At 53.4% G+C, this 21,967-nt stretch carries 20 protein-coding genes; 13 read left to right on the top strand and 7 right to left on the bottom strand.

Annotated features, from left to right (window positions below):
• Positions 1–216 precede the first annotated feature (216 nt).
• The 4 genes from SK34_RS05055 to iadA all read left to right on the top strand — a co-directional run bounded on the left by SK34_RS05055 (position 217) and on the right by iadA (position 3,745).
• The gene (locus SK34_RS05055; protein ID WP_003037941.1) at positions 217–1,281 is read left to right on the top strand and encodes an AI-2E family transporter; all 1,065 of its coding nucleotides are present in this window, start codon (positions 217–219) and stop codon (positions 1,279–1,281) included.
• A 166-nt stretch (positions 1,282–1,447) separates the two neighbouring features.
• Complete coding sequence (locus SK34_RS05050) at positions 1,448–2,107, top strand: nucleoside recognition domain-containing protein (protein WP_003847228.1); 660 nt, start codon at positions 1,448–1,450, stop codon at positions 2,105–2,107.
• A 1-nt stretch (position 2,108) separates the two neighbouring features.
• Complete coding sequence (locus SK34_RS05045; protein ID WP_003037948.1) at positions 2,109–2,570, top strand: YjiG family protein; 462 nt, start codon at positions 2,109–2,111, stop codon at positions 2,568–2,570.
• Between the two features lie 11 nt (positions 2,571–2,581).
• Positions 2,582–3,745 (top strand): beta-aspartyl-peptidase, encoded by a 1,164-nt coding sequence (iadA, locus tag SK34_RS05040; RefSeq protein ID WP_003037949.1) that lies wholly within the window; start codon positions 2,582–2,584, stop codon positions 3,743–3,745.
• Between the two features lie 153 nt (positions 3,746–3,898).
• Here iadA and bcp read toward each other — a convergent pair whose 3' ends face one another.
• Both bcp and SK34_RS05030 read right to left on the bottom strand, forming a co-directional pair.
• On the bottom strand, positions 3,899–4,369 hold the full coding sequence (gene bcp, locus SK34_RS05035; protein ID WP_003037951.1) for a thioredoxin-dependent thiol peroxidase: 471 nt from the start codon (positions 4,367–4,369) through the stop codon (positions 3,899–3,901).
• Entirely contained in the window at positions 4,369–4,941 is a 573-nt protein-coding gene (locus tag SK34_RS05030; protein WP_003037954.1) for a glycine cleavage system transcriptional repressor, read from the bottom strand. Before SK34_RS05030 ends, bcp begins: the two co-directional genes overlap by 1 nt.
• Positions 4,942–5,086: 145 nt before the next feature.
• Between SK34_RS05030 and dapA the strand changes: the two genes are divergently transcribed.
• The 6 genes from dapA to ypfH all read left to right on the top strand — a co-directional run bounded on the left by dapA (position 5,087) and on the right by ypfH (position 11,639).
• The gene (gene dapA, locus SK34_RS05025) at positions 5,087–5,965 is read left to right on the top strand and encodes a 4-hydroxy-tetrahydrodipicolinate synthase (protein WP_003037957.1); all 879 of its coding nucleotides are present in this window, start codon (positions 5,087–5,089) and stop codon (positions 5,963–5,965) included.
• A gap of 16 nt (positions 5,966–5,981) precedes the next feature.
• Positions 5,982–7,016: an outer membrane protein assembly factor BamC gene (gene bamC / locus SK34_RS05020; protein ID WP_003037961.1), complete on the top strand. Its 1,035-nt coding sequence runs from the start codon at positions 5,982–5,984 to the stop codon at positions 7,014–7,016.
• 111 nt (positions 7,017–7,127) lie between these two features.
• Positions 7,128–7,841, top strand: a complete 714-nt coding sequence (purC, locus tag SK34_RS05015; RefSeq protein WP_003037964.1) for a phosphoribosylaminoimidazolesuccinocarboxamide synthase — start codon at positions 7,128–7,130, stop codon at positions 7,839–7,841.
• A gap of 128 nt (positions 7,842–7,969) precedes the next feature.
• A complete protein-coding gene (gene ypfJ, locus SK34_RS05010) occupies positions 7,970–8,836 on the top strand; it encodes a KPN_02809 family neutral zinc metallopeptidase (protein ID WP_003037967.1) in 867 nt (288 codons plus the stop codon).
• A gap of 15 nt (positions 8,837–8,851) precedes the next feature.
• Complete coding sequence (locus SK34_RS05005) at positions 8,852–10,867, top strand: tRNA(Met) cytidine acetyltransferase TmcA (RefSeq protein ID WP_048232504.1); 2,016 nt, start codon at positions 8,852–8,854, stop codon at positions 10,865–10,867.
• 73 nt (positions 10,868–10,940) lie between these two features.
• Positions 10,941–11,639, top strand: coding sequence for an esterase (gene ypfH / locus SK34_RS05000; protein ID WP_003037972.1), 699 nt, complete (start codon positions 10,941–10,943; stop codon positions 11,637–11,639).
• A 104-nt stretch (positions 11,640–11,743) separates the two neighbouring features.
• Here the strand turns inward: ypfH and SK34_RS04995 are convergent, their stop codons facing one another.
• Genes SK34_RS04995 through SK34_RS04985 form a run of 3 tightly spaced genes read right to left on the bottom strand, consistent with a single transcriptional unit; the run spans position 11,744 to position 13,459 of the window.
• Positions 11,744–11,944, bottom strand: a complete 201-nt coding sequence (locus SK34_RS04995; protein ID WP_003037974.1) for a membrane protein — start codon at positions 11,942–11,944, stop codon at positions 11,744–11,746.
• Positions 11,945–11,971: 27 nt separating this feature from the next.
• On the bottom strand, positions 11,972–13,099 hold the full coding sequence (dapE, locus tag SK34_RS04990; protein WP_003037976.1) for a succinyl-diaminopimelate desuccinylase: 1,128 nt from the start codon (positions 13,097–13,099) through the stop codon (positions 11,972–11,974).
• 3 nt (positions 13,100–13,102) lie between these two features.
• Positions 13,103–13,459 carry an ArsC family reductase gene (locus tag SK34_RS04985; protein ID WP_003835078.1) on the bottom strand — a complete coding sequence of 119 codons (357 nt, stop codon included), beginning with the start codon at positions 13,457–13,459 and terminating at the stop codon, positions 13,103–13,105.
• A gap of 388 nt (positions 13,460–13,847) precedes the next feature.
• Here SK34_RS04985 and ypfM point away from each other — a divergent pair, with 388 nt between their 5' ends.
• The gene (ypfM, locus tag SK34_RS24630) at positions 13,848–13,907 is read left to right on the top strand and encodes a protein YpfM (RefSeq protein ID WP_001386977.1); all 60 of its coding nucleotides are present in this window, start codon (positions 13,848–13,850) and stop codon (positions 13,905–13,907) included.
• 75 nt (positions 13,908–13,982) lie between these two features.
• Here ypfM and acrD read toward each other — a convergent pair whose 3' ends face one another.
• Together acrD and narQ are read right to left on the bottom strand one after the other, a co-directional pair.
• The gene (gene acrD, locus SK34_RS04980; protein WP_003838507.1) at positions 13,983–17,096 is read right to left on the bottom strand and encodes a multidrug efflux RND transporter permease AcrD; all 3,114 of its coding nucleotides are present in this window, start codon (positions 17,094–17,096) and stop codon (positions 13,983–13,985) included.
• 184 nt (positions 17,097–17,280) lie between these two features.
• Positions 17,281–18,978, bottom strand: a complete 1,698-nt coding sequence (gene narQ, locus SK34_RS04975; protein ID WP_044701769.1) for a nitrate/nitrite two-component system sensor histidine kinase NarQ — start codon at positions 18,976–18,978, stop codon at positions 17,281–17,283.
• A gap of 260 nt (positions 18,979–19,238) precedes the next feature.
• Here narQ and aegA point away from each other — a divergent pair, with 260 nt between their 5' ends.
• Complete coding sequence (gene aegA, locus SK34_RS04970) at positions 19,239–21,218, top strand: formate-dependent uric acid utilization protein AegA (protein WP_048232502.1); 1,980 nt, start codon at positions 19,239–19,241, stop codon at positions 21,216–21,218.
• Positions 21,219–21,374: 156 nt separating this feature from the next.
• Positions 21,375–21,950 (top strand): GDP-mannose pyrophosphatase NudK, encoded by a 576-nt coding sequence (gene nudK, locus SK34_RS04965; protein WP_016150742.1) that lies wholly within the window; start codon positions 21,375–21,377, stop codon positions 21,948–21,950.
• The last annotated feature ends 17 nt before the right edge of the window (positions 21,951–21,967 follow it).

The raw sequence follows: 21,967 nt of genomic DNA, 5'->3' as shown, positions 1-21,967 counted from the left end.
CTGTATTCTTTTTTGAGATAGCCATTTGACCAATGCTGTGAAGTATCGTTCACACTCCGCAAGCTTACGGAGTGTAACTGCGAAACCTGACGATGAACACCCAGGAAAAATGTCTTTTCACTTTGCGTAATCAGCCATAAAAAGCGAAGTCTTTTTTGTGACATTTCGATACAATTCGGGATCGCAATCCCGCTATTGGGTTCATGGAAGGGTTTTATGCTCGAAATGTTGATGCAATGGTATCGTCGCCGCTTTAGCGACCCCGAAGCCATCGCCCTGCTGATTATTCTGGTTGCCGGTTTTGGCATCCTGTTCTTTTTTAGCGGTCTTCTGGCGCCGCTACTGGTCGCCATAGTGCTGGCGTACCTGCTTGAATGGCCGACTGTGCGGCTGGAACATATTGGGTGTTCACGGCGTTGGGCGACATCGATTGTGCTGGTGGTGTTTGTCGGTATTTTGCTGCTGATGGCCTTTGTGGTGATGCCCGTTGCATGGCAGCAGGGGATCTATCTGATCCGCGACATGCCTGGCATGCTTAATAAATTGTCTGATTTTGCTGCCACCTTGCCGCGGCGTTATCCGGCGCTGATGGATGCGGGCATCATTGATGCGATGGCGGAAAATATGCGCTCACGAATGCTCACCATGGGTGATTCGGTGGTGAAATATTCGTTAGCCTCACTGGTTGGATTGCTGACCCTGGCGGTCTATCTGGTTCTCGTCCCGTTGATGGTGTTCTTCCTGATCAAAGATAAAGGACAGATGCTGAACGCCGTGCGCCGGGTGCTGCCGCGTAATCGTGGGCTGGCGGGGCAGGTGTGGAAAGAGATGAACCAGCAAATCACCAACTATATCCGCGGAAAGGTGCTGGAAATGGTGGTGGTCGGCGTGGCGACCTGGCTCGGCTTCCTGCTGTTTGGTCTCAACTATTCGCTGCTGCTGGCGGTGCTGGTAGGGTTCTCTGTGCTGATCCCGTATATCGGCGCTTTTGTGGTGACGATTCCGGTAGTTGGCGTGGCGCTGTTTCAGTTCGGGCTTGGCACCGAGTTCTGGAGCTGTTTTGCCGTGTACCTGATTATCCAGGCGCTGGACGGCAATCTGCTGGTTCCCGTGCTGTTCTCCGAGGCGGTCAATCTGCATCCACTGGTGATTATTCTCTCCGTGGTGATTTTCGGCGGTCTGTGGGGATTCTGGGGCGTATTCTTTGCGATCCCTCTGGCGACGTTAATCAAAGCGGTAATGCACGCCTGGCCGGATGGTCAGGTCGTTGACGAACCCTAATCTGCAAGATCCGGCGATATCATGTCGCCGGATCCGAACTTGTCTGACCTCTATCCACACTTTCTGAATAATCTCTTCTGCTGTCGTTTTTCTCCGCATTTGTCTTTAACTTGACCTGCGTGATGTCTTTCTGTCACGCAAGGAATAAGACCAACAGGAGAACAAAATGGGTCACAACACACACACGCAGCAAAAGGTGGGATGGGGCGGTTATCTCGCTTTTTTTATTACGATTATCCTTTTTTCCGGCATGTTTGCGAAAAGTACCGAATGGTGGCGGGTCTTTGACTTCACCGTCCTCAACGGCGCGTTTGGGCAGATTAATGCCGCAGGCGATACGGCGGTCTCTTTTCGCGGCTCTGGAGGGATGGGAGCCAAAGACGGCTTCTTATTCGCGCTTGAGCTGGCACCTTCCGTCATTCTTTCACTCGGGATTATTTCCGTCACCGAAGGATTGGGGGGGTTACGTGCGGCACAACAGCTGATGACGCCGGTCCTGCGCCCGTTACTCGGTATTCCGGGAGTTTGTTCGCTGGCGCTGATTGCGAATTTGCAAAATACCGATGCCGCGGCCGGGATGACCAAAGAGATGGCGGAAGAGGGCATTATTACTGAACAGGAGCGTGCCATTTTTGCCTGCTGGCAAACCAGCGGCAGCGCGTGTATTACCAACTATTTTTCCTCTGGCGCTGCGCTGTTTACGGTGGTTACCGTTCCGGTGATTACGCCGCTGGCGGTGATCCTTGTCTTCAAATTTGTGGGAGCGAACCTGCTGCGTTTGTGGATCGCGCAGCTTGAAAATCGCCGTCTGCAGCAGGAGGTCTGAGATGACAACGCAGGTACGTAAAAACGTCATGGATATGTTTATCGATGGCGCGCGGCGCGGGTTTACAATTGCTACAACCAGCCTATTACCTAACGTGGTGATGGCTTTTGTGATTATTCAGGCGCTGAAGGTGACGGGATTGCTCGAGATTGTCGGGCGGGTGTGCGAACCGGTGATGGCGTTGTGGGGGCTACCGGGGGAATCTGCCACCGTGCTGCTGGCGGCGGTGATGAGTATGGGAGGCGGCGTCGGCGTTTGTGCCAGTCTGGTTGTTGCTGGTACGCTTTCGGGACATGATGCGACTGTATTGCTACCGGCAATCTACCTGATGGGCAATCCGGTGCAAAATGTGGGACGCTGCCTGGGAACTGCGGGGGTCCATCCCCGTTACTACCCGCTGATTATTGCGGTATGCGTCATTAATGCGCTGCTCTCTATTTGGGTTATGCAGGTAATTGCCTGACAAGGAAGGTTATGAACTGTTCAATTCTTAATTTGACGTTGTTCCAGCAGGGACACGTGTACGCACCGGAAGATTTAGGGCGACAGGATATACTGGTCTCCGGCAGTAAAATTGTTGCCATCGCCCCGTCAATTTCTCCTGAAGACTTTCCCGGTTGCGAGTGTATCAATCTTGACGGCGCGATTGTGTGCCCAGGATTTATCGATCAACACGTCCATCTGATTGGCGGAGGCGGGGAAGCAGGGCCGCATACCCGCACGCCGGAAGTGCGCTTGTCACGCCTGGTTGAAGCTGGTGTAACTTCGGTGGTGGGTTTGCTGGGTACCGATGGCATTACCCGTCATCCGGAATCGCTGCTGGCAAAAACCCGCGCGCTGGAGTTTGAAGGCATCAGCGCATGGATGCTTACTGGGGCGTATTCTCTGCCTTCCCCGACGATCACCGGCAGCATCGATCGTGACGTGGCGCTGATCGATAAAATCATTGGCGTGAAATGTGCGATTTCGGACCATCGTTCCTCAGCCCCAGATACCTCGGTGCTGGCAAACATGGCAGCGCAGTCGCGCGTCGGTGGATTGTTAGGACGCAAACCGGGGATCAGTGTATTCCATATGGGCGATAGCCCGCGCATGCTGGAACCGTTGTACCAGATCCTCAACTGCTGCGATGTGCCGATTACTAAACTGTTGCCGACACACGTTAACCGTGCGGAACCGTTGTTCCAGGCGGCGCTGGAGTATGCCCGTAAAGGCGGTTATATCGACATTACCAGCAGCATTGATGAGCCCGTCGACCCCGCCACGGCTATCGCCACGGCGCTGCGGCAGAACGTGCCACTGTCGCGCATTACGCTTAGCTCGGATGGCAACGGCAGCCAGCCGGAATTTGATGAGTTAGGTAATCTCATCGGTATCGGTGTCGCGGGGTTTGAATCACTGGCTGAAACGGTGCGCCAGTTGGTGAAAGTTCATGCCATACCGCTGGAACAGGCGCTCTGTCCGCTGACGCGTACGGTCGCAGAATTTTTGGGGCTCGAACATAAGGGGCGCCTGGCGGTGGGATGCGATGCGGACATTCTGGTGCTTAACGATGCGTTGGAGGTTAATCACCTTTGGGCGAAGGGAAAAACCGTGGTCAGAGAGAAGAAAGCCTGCGTAAAAGGGACGTTTGAATAAACGTTTATGCGGATGTCAGCCTGAAAAAGTACAGATTCACGTTTATGCCGGGTGGCGGCTACGCCTCACCCGGCCTACAAGTTTCGCAATATTAATAAGCTGCGTAGGCCTGATAAGCGAAGCGCCATCAGGCTTTTTCCAGCAAAACGTAAATCAGGCGTTCTCTTTCAGCCAGTTCAGTACCACGTCGTGGTGATTGCTGGTTTTGAAGTCATCGAACACGTGCTCAATTTTGCCTTCGGCATCAATCAGGAAGCTGATGCGGTGGATGCCATCGTAGGTTTTGCCCATAAATGACTTCTCACCCCAGACGCCGAACTGCTCGCAAACCTGGTGATCTTCATCGGACAGGAGCGTGAAATTCAGGACTTCTTTCTCCGCGAATCGGGAAAGCTTCTCTGGTTTGTCGGTGCTGATCCCCAGCACCTCAACACCAGCTTTTTTTAACTCATCCATGTTATCGCGCAAGCCGCAGGCCTGTACGGTACAGCCGGGTGTCATGGCTTTCGGGTAAAAATAAACCAGAACACGCTGTCCCTGGAAGTCGGTTAAATTTACTTGTTCTCCGTCTTGATCCGGCAAGCTAAATTTCGGTGCGATATCACCGGCTTTCAGTGGGTTCATTACTTAACTCCATCCTGTTCATCATGCTGTGAGTAATTGACGACGTTAATACTGCCTTGCGCATTGAGTTCTGTACAGAGTGCTTTAAACGCATCTTCAATATTTGCCGAATCATGTGACGCAGGACTATGTGCGGTAATTTGAATAAACAACTGCGCCGCCTTTCCATTCTCAGCCGGTTGCGTGCGTGAAACCAGTTCCGCAATATTCATTTGGTGGCTGTCAAACAGTGCGGTGAAGCGTTCAATCAAATGGGGAGAATCAGGGACATCGACCTGCACCCATACCGTAGCAGGCATCGCCGGACGAGGGCGCGCGGTCGTGCGCTTCATCACAATGAGTAAATCCAGCTCTGCGCCTTTTAATGGCAAGGTTGATTCAATCAGGGTGATGGCATTCCAGGTGCCCGACAGCAACATGATAAACGTGAACTCATCACCCAGCATGGCCAGTCGGCTGTCTTCGATATTACAGCCGCAACTGCTGACATGACGTGTGATGGTGTTCACAATTCCTGGGCGGTCGGCACCCAGCGCAGTAATGACCAGATAGTGTTGCGATGACGATGTCAAACCTGTTCTTCCTTTGAGCGGTGAGGTAATCATAAGGAAAGCATAAAAAAAACATGCATACAACAATCAGAACGGCTCTGGTCGCTTGCTTTTATTGTCGTACCAAACGTACCATTGAGACACTTGTTTGCACAGAGGATGGCCCATGTTCACGGGAAGTATTGTCGCGCTTGTTACGCCGATGGATGAGAAAGGTAAAGTCTGCCGGTCGAGCCTGAAAAAACTGATTGATTATCATGTCGCCAGCGGCACCTCGGCGATCGTTTCTGTTGGCACCACCGGTGAGTCCGCCACCCTGAGTCATGATGAACATGGCGATGTGGTGATGATGACGCTGGAGCTGGCTGACGGGCGTATTCCGGTTATTGCCGGAACCGGCGCCAATGCGACCGCGGAAGCCATTAGTCTGACGCAGCGTTTCAACGACAGCGGTGTTGTTGGCTGCCTGACGGTGACGCCTTACTACAACCGCCCAACCCAGGAAGGTTTGTTCCAGCATTTCAAAGCCATCGCTGAGCATACTGACCTGCCGCAAATTCTGTATAATGTGCCGTCCCGTACTGGCTGCGATATGCTGCCGGAAACCGTTGGTCGTCTGGCGAAAGTTAAAAATATTATCGCTATTAAAGAGGCCACGGGGAACTTAAGTCGCGTTCACCAGATCAAAGAGCTGGTTTCGGACGACTTTATTCTGCTCAGCGGTGATGACGCGACCGGACTGGATTTTATGCAGCTCGGTGGTCATGGCGTGATTTCCGTAACGTCTAACGTTGCGGCACGTGATATGGCTGAAATGTGCAAACTGGCGGCAGCCGGGCAATTTGCCGAGGCGCGGGTGATTAACCAGCGTCTGATGCCGTTACACAACAAACTATTTGTCGAACCCAATCCTATTCCCGTGAAATGGGCGTGTAAGGAATTGGGACTTGTGGCGACCGATACGCTACGTCTGCCGATGACGCCAATCACGGACAATGCTCGTGAAATCGTCAAAGCGGCACTTAAGCATGCCGGTTTGCTGTAAAGTTTAGGGAGATTTGATGGCTTACTCAGTACAAAAGTCGCGCCTGGCCAAGGTTGCGGGTGTTTCGCTTGTTATGTTGCTCGCGGCCTGTAGCTCTGACTCGCGCTATAAGCGCCAGGTGAGCGGTGATGAATCCTATCTGGAGGCCGCACCGCTTGCTGAGCTTCATGCTCCAGCTGGGATGATTTTGCCGGTTATGTCGGGCGACTATAATATCCCGGTAACTAACGGCAGTGGTGCCGTGGGTAAAGCGCTGGATATTCGTCCACCGGCTCAGCCGTTAGCGTTAGTCACTGGCGCTCGCACGCAAATCGCAGGCGATACCTCAACGTTGCTGGTGGAAAATGGTCGTGGCAACACGCTGTGGCCGCAGGTCGTGAGCGTCATTCAGTCTAAAAACTACACGATCACCAAACGTGATGATGCCAGCCAGACGCTGACCACCGACTGGGTTGACTGGAACCGTCTGGATGAAGACGAGCAGTACCGTGGACGTTATCAAATCTCGGTTAAACCGCAGGGCTATCAGCAAGCGGTAACGGTGAAACTGATTAACCTCGAGCAGGCGGGTAAACCCGTAGCCGATGCGGCATCAATGCAGCGTTACAGCGCTGAGATGATGAACGTTATCTCTGCTGGTCTGGATAAGAACGCCACCGACGCCGCGAATGCCGCGCAGAACCGCTCTGCAGCCACCATGGATGTTCAGAGCGCAGCCGATGACACCGGTTTACCAATGCTGGTGGTACGCGGGCCGTTCAACGTGGTGTGGCAGCGTTTGCCAGCAGCGCTTGAGAAAGTGGGGATGAAGGTAACCGACAGCACCCGTTCTCAGGGTAGCATCGCGGTGACCTACAAACCTCTGTCTGATAGCAGCTGGCAGGAGCTGGGCGCAAGTGACCCAGGTCTGGTATCCGGCGACTATAAACTGCAGGTCGGTGATTTAGACAACCGCAGTAGCTTGCAGTTTATCGATCCGAAGGGGCATACCCTGACGCAAAGCCAGAACGACGCGCTGGTCGCTGTCTTCCAGGCAGCGTTCAGTAAGTAAAAATAAAGGGCTGGATAACTCCAGCCCTTTTTTTCTGATATGATACGCAAACGTGTGCGTCGGCAGAAAAACGCAATATTTATCGTTAATTCACACCCAGGAGTAATAAAGATGCAAAAGCAAGCTGAGTTGTATCGTGGTAAAGCGAAGACCGTATACAGCACGGAAAACCCGGACCTGTTGGTGCTCGAATTCCGCAATGATACGTCAGCAGGGGATGGCGCGCGCATTGAACAGTTTGACCGTAAAGGCATGGTGAACAACAAATTCAACCATTTCATTATGACTAAACTGCAAGAAGCGGGTATTCCTACCCAGATGGAGCGACTGCTTTCTGATACCGAATGTCTGGTGAAAAAGCTGGATATGGTACCGGTTGAATGTGTGGTACGTAACCGCGCAGCAGGCTCTCTGGTTAAGCGTTTAGGCGTTGAGGAAGGTATTGAACTGAATCCGCCGCTGTTTGATCTGTTCCTGAAAAACGATGCTATGCACGATCCAATGATTAACGATTCCTATTGCGAAACTTTTGGTTGGGTGAGCAAAGAGAATCTGGCACGTATGAAAGAGCTGACCTACAAAGCTAACGACGTGCTGAAAAAGATGTTTGATGATGCTGGTCTGATTCTGGTCGACTTCAAACTTGAGTTTGGTTTGTATAAAGGTGAAGTAGTCCTGGGTGATGAATTCTCACCGGACGGTAGCCGCCTGTGGGACAAAGAAACGCTGGATAAAATGGACAAAGATCGCTTCCGCCAGAGTCTGGGCGGCCTGATCGAAGCCTATGAAGCCGTCGCGCATCGCCTGGGTGTGAAGTTAGACTAATCTTCCCCTGAGCCGGCGATCTCTCTCCGGCTCATTAACCCCACCTGATTTGATTACTATTTCTTATGGTAATCCTGTTCCGAACCGCCTACGATCATCATCATAATGAATAAAAAGTTGAGGTGATTATGCGCTGGCAAGGGCGTCGTGAAAGTGACAACGTGGAAGACAGACGAAACAGCTCTGGCGGCGGCCCCTCTATGGGGGGGCCTGGTTTTCGTCTGCCCAGTGGTAAAGGCGGTATCATCCTGCTGATTGTGGTGCTGGTGGCGGGTTATTATGGCGTGGATCTCACCGGATTAATGACCGGCCAGCCGGTCTCCCAACAACAATCATCACGCTCCATCAGCCCAAACGATGATGAAGCGGCAAAATTTACCTCGGTGATTCTGGCTACAACAGAAGATACCTGGGGACAGCAGTTTGAAAAAATGGGCCGCACCTACCAACAGCCGAAGCTGGTGATGTACCGGGGCGCGACGCGCACCGGCTGCGGCGCGGGCCAGTCCGTGATGGGGCCGTTTTATTGTCCGGCAGATGGTACGGTATATATCGACCTTTCATTCTATGATGACATGAAAAACAAGCTGGGCGCTGATGGTGATTTTGCGCAGGGCTATGTTATCGCCCATGAAGTGGGTCACCACGTGCAGAAACTGCTGGGTATTGAACCGAAAGTTCGCCAGATGCAACAAAATGCCTCACAGGCAGAAGTGAACCGTCTTTCCGTTCGAATGGAACTGCAGGCAGACTGCTTTGCCGGTGTCTGGGGCCACAGCATGCAGCAGCAGGGCGTGCTGGAGTCTGGTGACCTGGAAGAGGCACTAAACGCCGCACAGGCCATTGGTGACGATCGTCTGCAACAGCAGGGGCAAGGACGCGTCGTACCGGACAGCTTTACTCACGGAACCTCTGAACAGCGTTTTACCTGGTTCAAACGCGGTTTTGATAGCGGCGATCCGGGACAATGTAATACTTTTGGTAAAGGTATTTAAGATACAGAGGCAGGGATGTCCGATAACACGGCGCTGAGGGCGTTAACCGAACAGATGGCTCGTGAGGGGATCCGTCGCTTGCTGATTATCAGCGGCGAGGAGAACTGGTGTCAGGGGCAGGCGTTAGCGCTACGCGACATATTACCCGGCGACTGGTTGTGGGTAGGGGCGAATGCCCCTGCTGAACCGAACTGTACGCCACAGGCGCTGCAAACGTTACTGGGGCGCGAGTTTCGTCATGCAGTTTTCGACGCCGGGCAGGGATTTGACGCTGCGGCGTTTGCCGCCTTAAGCGGTACACTGCTTGCCGGCAGTTGGCTGGTTTTTCTGACCCCACCCTGGCATTCCTGGCACACGCATCCGGACGTGGATTCACTACGCTGGAGCGATTGTGCTGAGCCCATTCCCACACCGCACTTTGTTGAGCACGTCAAACGGGTGATTTCCCTCGATAGACAGGCTCTGCACTGGCAGCAGCATCGGCCGGTTTCCTGTCCGCACTTTCCTGCTCGCGCAGCCTGGCTTGCGGCAACTGGCGAACCCCAACCAGAACAGGCGATGATATTAAATCATTTGCTGGCTATGCCTCCCGGTGTGGTTGCGGTGACGGCCGCACGAGGTCGGGGCAAATCCGCTCTGGCAGGGCAACTCATAGCGCGGATTAACGGCACTGCGATTGTGACCGCACCTGCCAAAGCTGCAACGGATGTGCTGGCACAATTTGCCGCAGAGCGTTACCGCTTTATGGCGCCGGATGCACTATTAAGCAGTTCTGAAACCGCAGACTGGCTGATTGTGGATGAAGCCGCCGCGATCCCCGCGCCGCTGCTTCACCAACTGGTGGCGCGTTTTCCTCGTACGCTGTTAACCACTACAGTACAAGGCTACGAGGGAACGGGTAGAGGCTTCTTGCTGAAATTCTGCGCCCGCTTCCCCAATCTTCGACGCTATGAGTTGCAACAACCCGTGCGCTGGGCGCAGGGATGTCCGCTGGAGCAAATTGTCAGCGATGCGCTGGTGTTTGATGATGAAACGTTCACGCATGCCCCATTGGGGGAGCTTCACTTCTCGGCATTTGAGCAACAGTCCTGGGATGCTGGCCCGGAGCTGCCGTTAGCGGTATACCAGTTGCTTTCCGGAGCGCATTATCGCACCTCGCCATTAGACCTGCGGCGAATGATGGACGCGCCTGGTCAGCATTTTCTTCAGGCATCAACCGCTGACTCAGTGGCGGGTGCTGTCTGGCTGGTCGATGAAGGGGGACTATCAGCAGAATTAAGCCAGGCCGTCTGGGCCGGATATCGTCGACCGAGGGGGAATTTGGTTGCGCAGTCGCTGGCGGCGCACGGTGGTGACCCGTTGGCGGCGACGCTCGTCGGGAGACGAGTCAGTCGAATTGCGGTTCATCCTGCGCGCCAAAGAGAAGGTATTGGGCAACAGCTGATTGTGCTGGCCCACCACTATTCCACATCGTGTGACTATCTGTCGGTCAGTTTTGGGTATACGGCTGAACTATGGCGTTTCTGGCAGCGCTGCGGTTTTGTGCTGGTGCGAATGGGGAATCACCGGGAAGCCAGCAGCGGCTGTTATACCGCCATGGCGTTGCTGCCGATCAGCGAAGCGGGAAAGCGCCTTGCCGAGCGGGAGCACCAGCATTTGCGGCGTGACGCGGAAATCCTTGCGCGATGGAACGATGAGAGCATTCCGCTGGTCCCGCTGAAAGAGACTACGCTTAATGAGGATGACTGGGCTGAGCTGGCTGGGTTTGCCTTCGCGCATCGGCCATTATTGACGTCACTAGGCTGTCTGAGTCGTCTGCTTGAGCACAGTGAATTACCTCTTCCGGCATTGCGTGGACGTATACAGGCTAAACGCAGCGACGCCGAATTGTGCCAACAGCTGAAGATCTCAGGTCGTAAAGCGCTGCTGGTCGTTCAGCGCGCCGAAGTGGCACAAGCGTTAAATCAGCTGGATGCTGAACGTGAACAGCGGCTACATAATCGCATTATGCAATGGCAATTTTTTCACTAACATCTTCAATTTCCTGGCATGGTCATTGCGGTTAAGCGGCGTAGAATGATTCTCATCAGTTAAGGAGATCGCCATGAAACATGACCATTTTGTTGTTCAAAGTCCCGATAAACCCGCTCAACAGCTACTGCTGCTGTTTCATGGCGTCGGCGATAACCCGGTTGCCATGGGTGAAATTGGCTCCTGGTTTGCGCCGCTGTTTCCGGATGCGTTAATCGTCAGCATTGGCGGGGCAGAGCCTTACGGTACGACTTCCGGACGTCAGTGGTTTTCGGTACAGGGCGTAACGGAAGAGAACCGCCAGGCGCGTATTGACGCGATTATGCCGGTGTTTATCGAAACCGTGCGCTACTGGCAGAAACAAAGCGGCGTTTCACCGCAGGCCACCGCGCTGATTGGTTTTTCTCAGGGTTCGATTATGTCGCTTGAGAGCATCAAAGCCGAGCCGGGGCTGGCGTCGCGGGTCATTGCCTTCAATGGTCGCTATGCCACCTTACCGGAGGTTGCTACTACCGCAACGACGGTGCATTTGATTCACGGTGGTGAAGACCGGGTGATAGAGCTCTCCCATGCCGTTGCCGCGCAGGAGGCATTAATTGCTGCGGGTGGGGATGTGACGCTGGATATCGTCGAAAACCTGGGGCACGCCATTGATGAACGCAGCATGCAGTTTGCGCTCGATCATCTGCGTTTTACCGTACCGAAGCACTATTTTGATGAAGCGCTGAGCGGTGGTAAGCCTCACGATGATGATGTGATTGAGATGATCTGATTGATAACCGTAGGCCGGATAAAACGCGAAGCGTTGCCATCCGGCACTTAACGCCCGGTGGTGCTAACGCTTACCGGGCCTACGTGACTTATCCGGCCTGGAAATTATTTCTTCGGTTGATCCTTGTTCGGCCAATCGTCGTCGTCATCCCATTTATCGTTAAAGTCACGATGCGGGGGAAGCTCCGGTTTGTTGGCCAGATATTTCTTTGGATCGACGCGCTTGAGATCTTTGATAACGTTAAGCAGCACGCCTACCAGAAACACCAACACCAGAATCCACCAATATTTTGCTAGCCAGTCCATGTATTTTTCCTCTTGCAGGAACACTCATCAGGCGACGAGTTGCTCCATGATACGTTGATACATACGGGCAAGCAGCTGCAGGTCGGCGGCATTAACACATTCATTTATTTTATGAATAGTGGCGTTGACCGGCCCAAGTTCGACTACCTGTGCCCCCATGCGGGCAATAAAGCGCCCGTCGGACGTCCCGCCTGTAGTCAGTAACTGCGGTTTAATTTCATTATAGTGCTCAATGGCGTTCACTACTGCATCCACCAGTTTACCGCGTTCCGTCAGGAACGGCTGACCGGAAAGCCACCAGTCGACGGTATAGCGCAACTGATGTTTCTCCAGCAGCGCGTGAACCCGTGCTTTAATCATCTCATCGGTCAGCTCAGTGCTGAAACGGAAGTTGAACTGGATAAACAGTTCTCCGGGGATAACGTTGTTGCTGCCGGTACCTGCCTGAATATTGGCAATCTGCATGCTGGTCGCCGGGAAAAACTCGTTACCCTGGTCCCACTCAATCGCCACCAGTTCGTTGAGCATTGGCGCCGCGCGGTGTACCGGGTTATCGGCCAGATGCGGATAGGCTACGTGCCCCTGCACGCCATGAATGGTCAGGTTGCAGGTCAGTGAACCACGACGTCCATTCTTGACTACGTCGCCAACGATTTCCGTGCTGGACGGCTCGCCAACCAGACAATAATCCAGTCGCTCATTACGCGCCATCAGTGCTTCAACCACCTTTACGGTGCCGTTTTTGGCGCTGGCTTCTTCGTCGGACGTTATCAAAAATGCCAGACGACCCTGATGGTTTGGATGCTGGGCGACAAAACGCTCTGCGGCCACGACCATCGCTGCCAGTGAGCCTTTCATATCGGCAGCGCCACGCCCGAACAGCATGCCATCGCGAATGGTCGGTTCGAACGGTGGATTGATCCAACGATCGACATCGCCGGCGGGCACTACGTCGGTGTGACCGGCAAATGCCAGGGTCTCACCTTTACCGCGCCATGCCCAAAAATTCTGTGTGTCACCAAAATCCATACGCTCAACGGTAAAACCTACCGCGCGCAGGCGTTCAATCATTAACGCCTGGCACCCGGCATCATCCGGGCTCAGGGAAGGACGGCGAATAAGCTGCTGTGTCAGCTCAATAACCGGGCACGACATAGACTACACCTCATTAAAAAACAGAGTATAACTGGATTCACTGAAACCAAGCAGCATAGGCTTACCCGGCGCGCAGAGCAATGGGCGTTTGATAATTGCTGGCATTTCAATCATCAATGCGGCGGCGGAAGCCGCATCGGTGATTTGACTGCGCGTGGATTCATCGAGTTTACGCCAGGTGGTTCCACGTGTATTGAGCAGCGCTTCCCAACCTAATTCGCTGATAAAGGACTGTAATAGCGTATTGTCAAGACCGTCGACGCGATAATCATGAAAGCGATAATCAATACCTTGTGCTTCCAACCAGCGTCTGGCTTTTTTAATCGTGTCGCAATTCTTAATGCCGTAGAGGGTGATCATTTGAATCCTTATTGACGTAATTTGAATATTTATTCTTTTATTATGTGGCAATGAATAATACATATTGTCATTCAATCGTTATAGAAAAATATAACATTGTTGAACAACAGTGAATAATGATTCCTGAAAGCTCCAAAAATACCGTATAACTAAAAATCAGAATCTGCCTGTTTGCATCAGCCTGTTTTTCCATCAGAATTGCAAAAGTAGTAGATGATGTATGAATATTTCAAAATATTGCAGTAAGTCACATAAAATTTATGGGTATGGCGCATAGTGATCACATAAACCCCAAACACGGGAGGATGTAATCACAACCATCGGTTAAATGTTCTTCTTTTGATGATGATGATTTTGTAGAATGCTCATAATAATAAGAGAGGTTGTTATGATTGAACGTGAACTGGGGAACTGGAAAGACTTTATCGAAGTGATGCTTCGTAAATAATTTTCTGGAAGAAATTCATATCCTGTAAAGGATAAAAAAAGGCGACTCAACGTAAGTCGCCTTTTTTGTGCCCGATTATTCCGGGCGCGGTTTCAACGGGAAGCGTCTGCGTACCAGCACAAAGAACAGGGGCACGAAGTAAATCGCCAGGATAGTGGCTGAAATCATTCCACCCATTACGCCTGTCCCCACCGCATGTTGACCGCCAGAACCTGCGCCACTGCTGATGGTCATCGGCAGAACCCCAAAGATAAACGCCAGCGAGGTCATCAGAATCGGACGCAAGCGCTGGCGACAGGCGTGGAGCGTGGCATCGAGCAGATCGTGTCCTTTCTCGTTCATCTCATTGGCGAATTCAACAATCAAGATTGCGTTCTTCGCCGATAGCCCGATAACGGTAAGTAACCCGACCTGGAAGTACACGTCGTTTTCCAGACCGCGCATCCAGGTCGCCAGCAGAGCACCAATGACCCCCAGCGGCACAACCAGCATGACGGAGAAGGGAACTGACCAGCTTTCATACAGGGCCGCCAGACACAGGAATACCACCAGCAGAGAAATGGCGTACAGGGCGGGGGCCTGAGAACCCGACAGCCGTTCCTGATAAGACATCGCAGTCCATTCGAGGCCGAATCCGGTCGGCAACTGGCGCACCAGCGATTCCATTATGTCCATCGCTGTACCGGTACTGACGCCGGGCGCGGCTTCTCCGACAATCTCGACCGCGGAGTAGCCGTTGTAGCGTTCCAGACGCGGTGAACCGGTTTCCCAGCGCGACGTGGCAAAGGCCGAGAAAGGCACCATGCCACCGTTGTTATTACGGACGTACCACAAATTGATGTCGTCAGGGAGCATGCGATATTTTGCTGCCGCCTGCACGTAAACCTTCTTCACGCGACCGCGGTCCATAAAGTCATTGACGTAGCTGGAACCCCAGGCCGTTTGCAATGTATCGTTGATGTCGTCGATGGAAACGCCCAGAGCCTGGGCTTTGCGCTGATCGATATCAATTTGCAACTGCGGGCTGTCGTCCAGACCGTTATGACGAACGCGGGTCAGGGAAGAATCCTTCCCGGCCAGCTCAATCAGCTTGTCGCGCGCGGCCATTAACGCGTCATGCCCCGCACCAGCGTGATCCTGCAGCTCCATATCGAAACCGGCAGAGCTTCCGAGGCCACTGATAGCCGGAGGGCTACTGGCGAAGACGCGGGCTTCTTTAATCTTATTAAAAGCTTTGGTCGCACGTTCAATGATGGCGAAAGAGGTTCCGGTGGTGGTGTCGCGCTCATCCCAGTCTTTTAAACGGACAAACATACGCGCCACGTTTTGACCGTTCCCGCCAGGGCCTGAACCGACCGTGGAAAAGACCGACATAATGTTGTCTTTCTCATGGGTGAAGTAATACTTCTCTACTTCCTCAACCACTTTCAATGTTTGCTGCTGTGTGGAGCCGCTAGGCAGCTGTACCGAGGTGGTAAACATGCCGCGGTCTTCCAGCGGCAGGAAGGAGGTTGGCAGGCGCAGGAACAGGAAAACCATTCCGCCGAGCAGCAGGCCGTAGATCAGTATCCAGCGCAGGCTGCGGTGCAGGATCCTGGCAACGCCTTTTTCGTAGCGCTCGGCGTTGCGATTAAACATTCGGTTAAACCAGCCGAAGAAACCGGTTTGTCCGTGATGCTCGCCCTTATGCAGCGGTTTGAGCAGGGTGGCGCACAGAGCAGGAGTGAGGATCATCGCCACCAGAACAGACAGCACCATTGCGGAGACGATAGTAATCGAGAACTGGCGGTAAATAGCTCCGGTAGTGCCGCCGAAGAAGGCCATCGGGATAAACACCGCCGACAGCACCATGGCAATACCAACCAGCGCGCCCTGGATTTGCCCCATCGATTTCCGTGTCGCTTCCCGCGGTGTGAGCCCTTCCTCACTCATAATACGCTCGACGTTTTCCACTACCACAATGGCGTCATCGACCAGCAGGCCGATCGCCAGCACCATCGCAAACATCGTCAAGGTGTTAACGCTATAGCCAAAGGCGTAAAGCACGGAGAAGGTACCCATCAGGACGACGGGAACGGCGATGGTGGGAATCAGCGTGGCGCGGAAGTTTTGCAGGAACAGGTACATCACGAGGAATACCAGCGCGATCGCTTCCAGCAGGGTTTTTACCACGTCGATGATTGAGGCTTTGACAAAGGAGGTGGTTTCATATGCCACCTTATATTCCAGCCCATGTGGAAAATACTGTGACAGTTCGTCAAGGCGGTTGAGCACCAGCTCTGCCGTTGCCATTTCATTGGCGCCGGAGGCCAGTTTCACGCCCAGACCGGAAGCCGGGTTGCCGTTAAACCGGCTGAGGTAGTCGTACTTCTCGGCCCCCATTTCGACCGTTGCCACATCGCCCAGTTTAACTTCTGAGCCATCCTGGTTGACGCGTAGAGTAATGGCGCGGAATTCATCCGGAGTCTGCAGTAGCGACTGGGCGTTGATCGTCGCGTTCAGCGCCTGCTTGTCCACCGAAGGCGTACCGCCAAGTTGTCCGACCGCAATCTGCGCATTCTGTGACTCGATAGCGTCGGTCACATCTTTAGCGGTCATCTGGAAACTGTTCAGTTTGGCCGGGTCAAGCCAGATACGCATGGAGTACTGTGAGCCGTAAGCGTCAATATCCCCCACGCCGTTAATACGGCTGAGCGGATCCTGAATGTTACTGGCGACATAGTCGGCGATGTCCTGCTTATCCATTGAGCCATCGGTGGAGACAAAGGCGATTGTCAGAATATTGGTGTCCCCGGTCTTACGCACCGTGACCCCCTGATCCTGTACCGCCTGCGGTAGTTTACGCATTGCCGATTGCAGCTGGTTTTGCACCTGCTGGACGGCCTCATCAGGATCGGTTCCGGCGACAAAGCTCAGCGTAACTGATGCCTGACCTGTCCCGCTGCTCTGTGACGACATGTACATCAGGTTATCGAGACCGGTCATGTTCTGCTCGATCACCTGGGTGACGGTGTTTTCCAGAGTCTGAGCCGAGGCGCCAGGATAGTTGGCGGTGACCCGTACATTTGGCGGCGCCAGATCGGGATATTGCTCAACGGGCAGTGAAAAAATAGCCAGGGCTCCTGTCAGGCACAACAGGATAGCTAACACCCAGGCAAAAATGGGGCGATCGATGAAAAAATTCGCCATTAAAAGAGGACCTCGTGTTTCTGCGTATCGTTATGGGTATGGCTTGCTTCACTTTAGCGGCAAGGTACGGGTCAAACGTGGAGAAAAAAAGAAGATAATGTAAATTATCATGCCCGTTTACAGCATACCTTTCGTGCCAACGCCGTCAGGCCAGGATCCAGACCCGACGGCGCTTTGCGGTTCTTTACGTTAGATAACTGTCTGATTCAGCCGATCGGAAACTGATGCTTACCAACGTTCCTCCTCCGGAAGGTTGAGAGAAGGTCAACGTGCCGCTTAGTCTTTCCGCCCGCTCACGCATAATATTTAGTCCATAGTGCCCTGTAGGCTCATGCGGCTCGCCAATGCCGATGCCGTTATCGCGGATATAAACCGTGTGGTTGCCGTCCGGAGCCGTTACGCAACTGACGGCAATTTCGCTCGCACTGGCATGCTTAATGGCGTTCAGCACCGCTTCGCGGATGATCTGCAACAGGTGCACTTGCATTTGCGCATCCAACGCCAGCGTGGGTAACCGACAGTCGAGTGTGAGTTTAGCTGAGGTTTGATTTTGCAGAGTTTCCAGCATTTCATGCAGGGCGGAGGGTAAGTCTGCCTGTTGTAAGGTCAGACGGAAGGTGGTGAGCAGTTCGCGTAGCTGGCGGTAGGCATCGTTCAGCGCCTGGGAGAAATCCGCCATGATGCTTTGCGCTGGGGCGTTATCTTCCGGAATTGACCGCTTCAGCAGCGTCAACTGAATGCGTAAATAAGAGAGCACCTGTGCCAGTGAGTCGTGCAGTTCGCGTGCAATCGTCGCTCGCTCCTCCATTAACAACAGTTGCTGAAAATGTTTTTGTGCCTGGTTGAAGTACAACCCGCGTCCCAGCATTGAGGAAACGCTGTTAAGCAGTGGAATAGAAGCATTGACGTTTGGACTTTGCCAGTGCAGTTCGCCGTAGACGGTTTCCTGCATAGTGACCGGCAGGATCTGCATCGGCAGCTCCAGGCTTTTAGTCCCTTCGCTAATCCGCCAGTTATCACCGACGGTGAGCTCAAGGAAATACGCGGCGTCATGTTCGCGGACGATCTGTAAAATATGGCGGAAGCAGTGCACGTCAATCTGGCTGGTATTTAACGCCTGGGAGCACTGATACAACACCTCCAGACGGCGATTGGCTTCATGGAGATCGTGAGTTTTCTCGGCAACAGACGCTTCCAGCGAGCGATACAGCTTGTGTAATTCACTCGACATCTGGCTAAACGTTTTGCCCAGCAACCCCAGTTCATTGGGCAAACCGGTATCCAGCGGTGGGATATTAAACTGACCGTGTTCAATTTGCTGACTGGCCATCACCAGTTTATTCAGCGGACGCACCACCTGCTGGCGAATGCGCCGCAGGGTAAAGAAGACGAGGGTGAATATGCCGATCCCGCCCGCCAGCGAGATGCCAAATACCAGCATGACTTTACGCTCGGCATAATGTTGCAACGCCAGCACGAAGAGATCGATTTGATCGACGTAGTTGTTGATATTGGCCTGGTACCATTTTAAATCGCCGTCGATCAGGCGGGCATTCATTTCCAGCCAGTTAGCATGCAGACGTCCATAGCGGCTTTTTACCGCTTGTGGCACATACCACGCATTCAGATTCTGTAATGCCGGTGCGTTTAGCGCCTGCTGGAAAAGCTGGCGGTGGGCGTTAAGCTGCGGGCTCTGGCTTTGCAGATCGTAACCCAGACGGTAGCTTTGCATGCGCAATGAGCCAGCAACGTTGATGGCTTCGGCATCTCGCAAGCTGCTGGTCAGCGTGAGCAGCGCAATACCTGTTGAGAGAATTGACAGCAGCACTATGTAGAAAAAAGCTTTAGCCAGACTGGCCGAGACCGGACGCTTTACCGTCACTTGTGCATCCTCACACAATACACGTCACGCCTGAAAACAGCGTGAACGATGCGGTGTATTTGATAAAGGTTAATAAAACGCCATGAAACTGGATGGTAACTGAAACACAATTTCATATGCGATGAAATAAATTGATCTGCCACAGGTTCTGCATAAATAGTTGTGCTTCCTGGGCAAATGAACATTGCCGCTTCCTTCCGTGTCGGTTAATAACACTCTTATAAAGAATAAGGTTTTTGCAACCAAAAAAGAAGGAAGCCATGAATCGTTTTATTATGGTCAATAGCCAGCAGTGCCTGGGATGCCATGCCTGTGAGGTCGCCTGCGTCATGGCTCACAATGGCGAACAGCATGTCCTGAGCCAACGGCATTTTCAGCCCCGAATTACCGTCATTAAACATCAGCAGCAGCGCAGCGCGGTGACCTGTCACCACTGCGAAGATGCACCCTGCGCCAGAAGTTGCCCAAATGGGGCAATTAGCCATGATAACGACAGCGTTCAGGTGAACCCGCAAAAGTGCATTGGCTGTAAATCGTGCGTCGTTGCCTGTCCTTTCGGCACGATGCAGATCGTACTCACTCCTGTCGCCAAAGGGAAGGTGAAAGCCACCGCGCACAAATGCGATCTGTGCCAGGGGCGTGAACAGGGGCCCGCCTGCGTAGAGAACTGCCCGGCGCAGGCGTTACAGTTGGTGACGGAAAATTCGCTTACCGGTCTGTCAAAAGCGCGCAGGCTGCGTACCGCAAGTCTGGAAAGCCAGCCATGGCACGCCAGCACTACCGATTTTGTTCCACATGTCATCACCAAACGTGAGCAAATGCAGGCGACGCCTGCGCGTGGTGAACCGGATAAACTGGCGATTGATGCCCGGAAAACCAGCTTTGAAGAGATCTATCTGCCGTTTCGTACGGCGCAGGCGGAGCGGGAAGCCTCTCGCTGCCTGAAATGCGGCGACCACAGTATTTGCGAATGGACCTGTCCGTTGCATAACCACATTCCGCAGTGGATTGAGCTGGTCAAAGCCGGAAACATCGATGCCGCGGTTGAGCTTTCACATCAAACCAACTGCTTGCCGGAGGTGACCGGGCGTGTATGCCCGCAGGATCGACTCTGCGAAGGGGCATGCACGGTGCGTAATGAGCATGGCGCAGTCACTATCGGTAATATTGAGCGTTACATCTCCGATCGGGCGCTGAGTAAAGGATGGCGACCGGACTTAAGCCATGTGCAGAAAGTGGACAAGCGTGTTGCCATTATCGGCGCGGGTCCGGCGGGTCTGGCCTGCGCGGATGTGCTGGCGCGTAGCGGTATCAGTGCCACCGTTTACGATCGCCATCCTGAAATTGGCGGTTTGCTGACGTTCGGTATTCCGGCCTTCAAACTGGACAAATCGCTGCTGACGCGTCGCCGTGAAATCTTCAGCGCTATGGGGATTCATTTCGAACTTAACTGTGAAGTGGGTAAGGACGTCGCACTTGAAAAGTTGCTGGAGGATTACGATGCCGTGTTCGTGGGGGTGGGAACCTATCGTTCCATGAAGGCGGACCTGCCAAATGAAGACGCGCCAGGCGTATATGATGCGCTGCCGTTCCTGATTGCCAACACCAAGCAGGTGATGGGGCTGGATGAGTTGCCTGAAGAACCGTTTATCGATACCGCTGGACTGAACGTGGTGGTTCTGGGCGGAGGCGATACGGCCATGGACTGTGTACGTACCGCGCTGCGCCACGGTGCAAGCCAGGTGACCTGCGCCTATCGTCGTGATGAAGCCAACATGCCGGGTTCGAAAAAAGAGGTGAAGAACGCCCGGGAAGAGGGGGCAAACTTCGAGTTTAACGTCCAGCCGGTTGAGCTGGTGTTGCATGCCGATGGGCGAGTCAGCGGCGTGCGTTTCTTACGTACCCAACTTGGCGAACCTGATGCGCAGGGGCGTCGTCGCCCGGTTCCCATCGCCGGGAGTGAGTTTGTGATGCCCGCAGATGCGGTGATCATGGCGTTTGGTTTTCACCCACACGGCATGCCGTGGCTGGAGTCGCATGGCGTTAAGGTCGATAACTGGGGGCGCATTGCCGCCGATGTTGAAAGCGCATACCGTTACCAAACCAGTAACCCGAAAATCTTTGCCGGTGGCGACGCGGTACGCGGTGCGGATCTGGTGGTGACGGCCATGGCGGAGGGGCGGCACGCCGCCCAGGGGATCGTCGACTGGCTGGGCGTAAAATCAGTCAAATCTCACTAATCGGCGTCCAGGCCGGATAAAACGCGTTAGCGTTGTCATCCGGCAATGTGCCGCATGAATGCCTGATGGCGCTTTGCTTATCAGGCCTACATTGTTCCAAGACAAACCCGGTTTCACGGCGTAGTATTATTTCTCACTTCTTGCTGTGGAGCCGGTATGTCGCAAAAAATTACCCTCATCAAAGATAAAGTCCTCTCCGATAACTACTTCATCCTGCGCAATATCACCTATGACCTGATCCGTAGCACTGGGGAGGTGATTCGTCATAAACGCGAGGTTTACGATCGCGGTAACGGTGCCACAATCCTGCTGTATAACCCGGAGAAGAAAACGGTGGTCTTAATTCGCCAGTTCCGCGTCGCCACCTGGGTCAACGGTAATGAAGATGGTCAACTGATTGAAACCTGCGCCGGGCTGTTGGATAACGATGAACCGGAAGCGTGCATTCGCAAAGAGGCCATTGAAGAGACCGGCTTTGAAGTGGGCGAAGTGCGCAAACTGTTTGAGTTATACATGTCGCCGGGCGGCGTGACGGAAATAATCCACTTCTTCATTGCACAATACAGTGACAGCCAGCGAGCAAACGCTGGTGGCGGTGTGGAAGATGAAGACATTGAAGTTCTGGAACTGCCGTTCACACAGGCGCTGGAAATGATCAAAACGGGTGAGATCCGTGACGGTAAAACGGTGCTATTGTTGAACTATTTGCAGTCGTCGCATCTCATGGACTAATGCGTGGGATTTATATT

This window comes from Citrobacter sp. MGH104 (genome assembly GCF_001034485.1).
Lineage (GTDB): Bacteria > Pseudomonadota > Gammaproteobacteria > Enterobacterales > Enterobacteriaceae > Citrobacter > Citrobacter freundii.
Note: the sequence above shows the minus strand (reverse complement) of the source record. Positions and strands in the feature narration are given on the sequence as shown.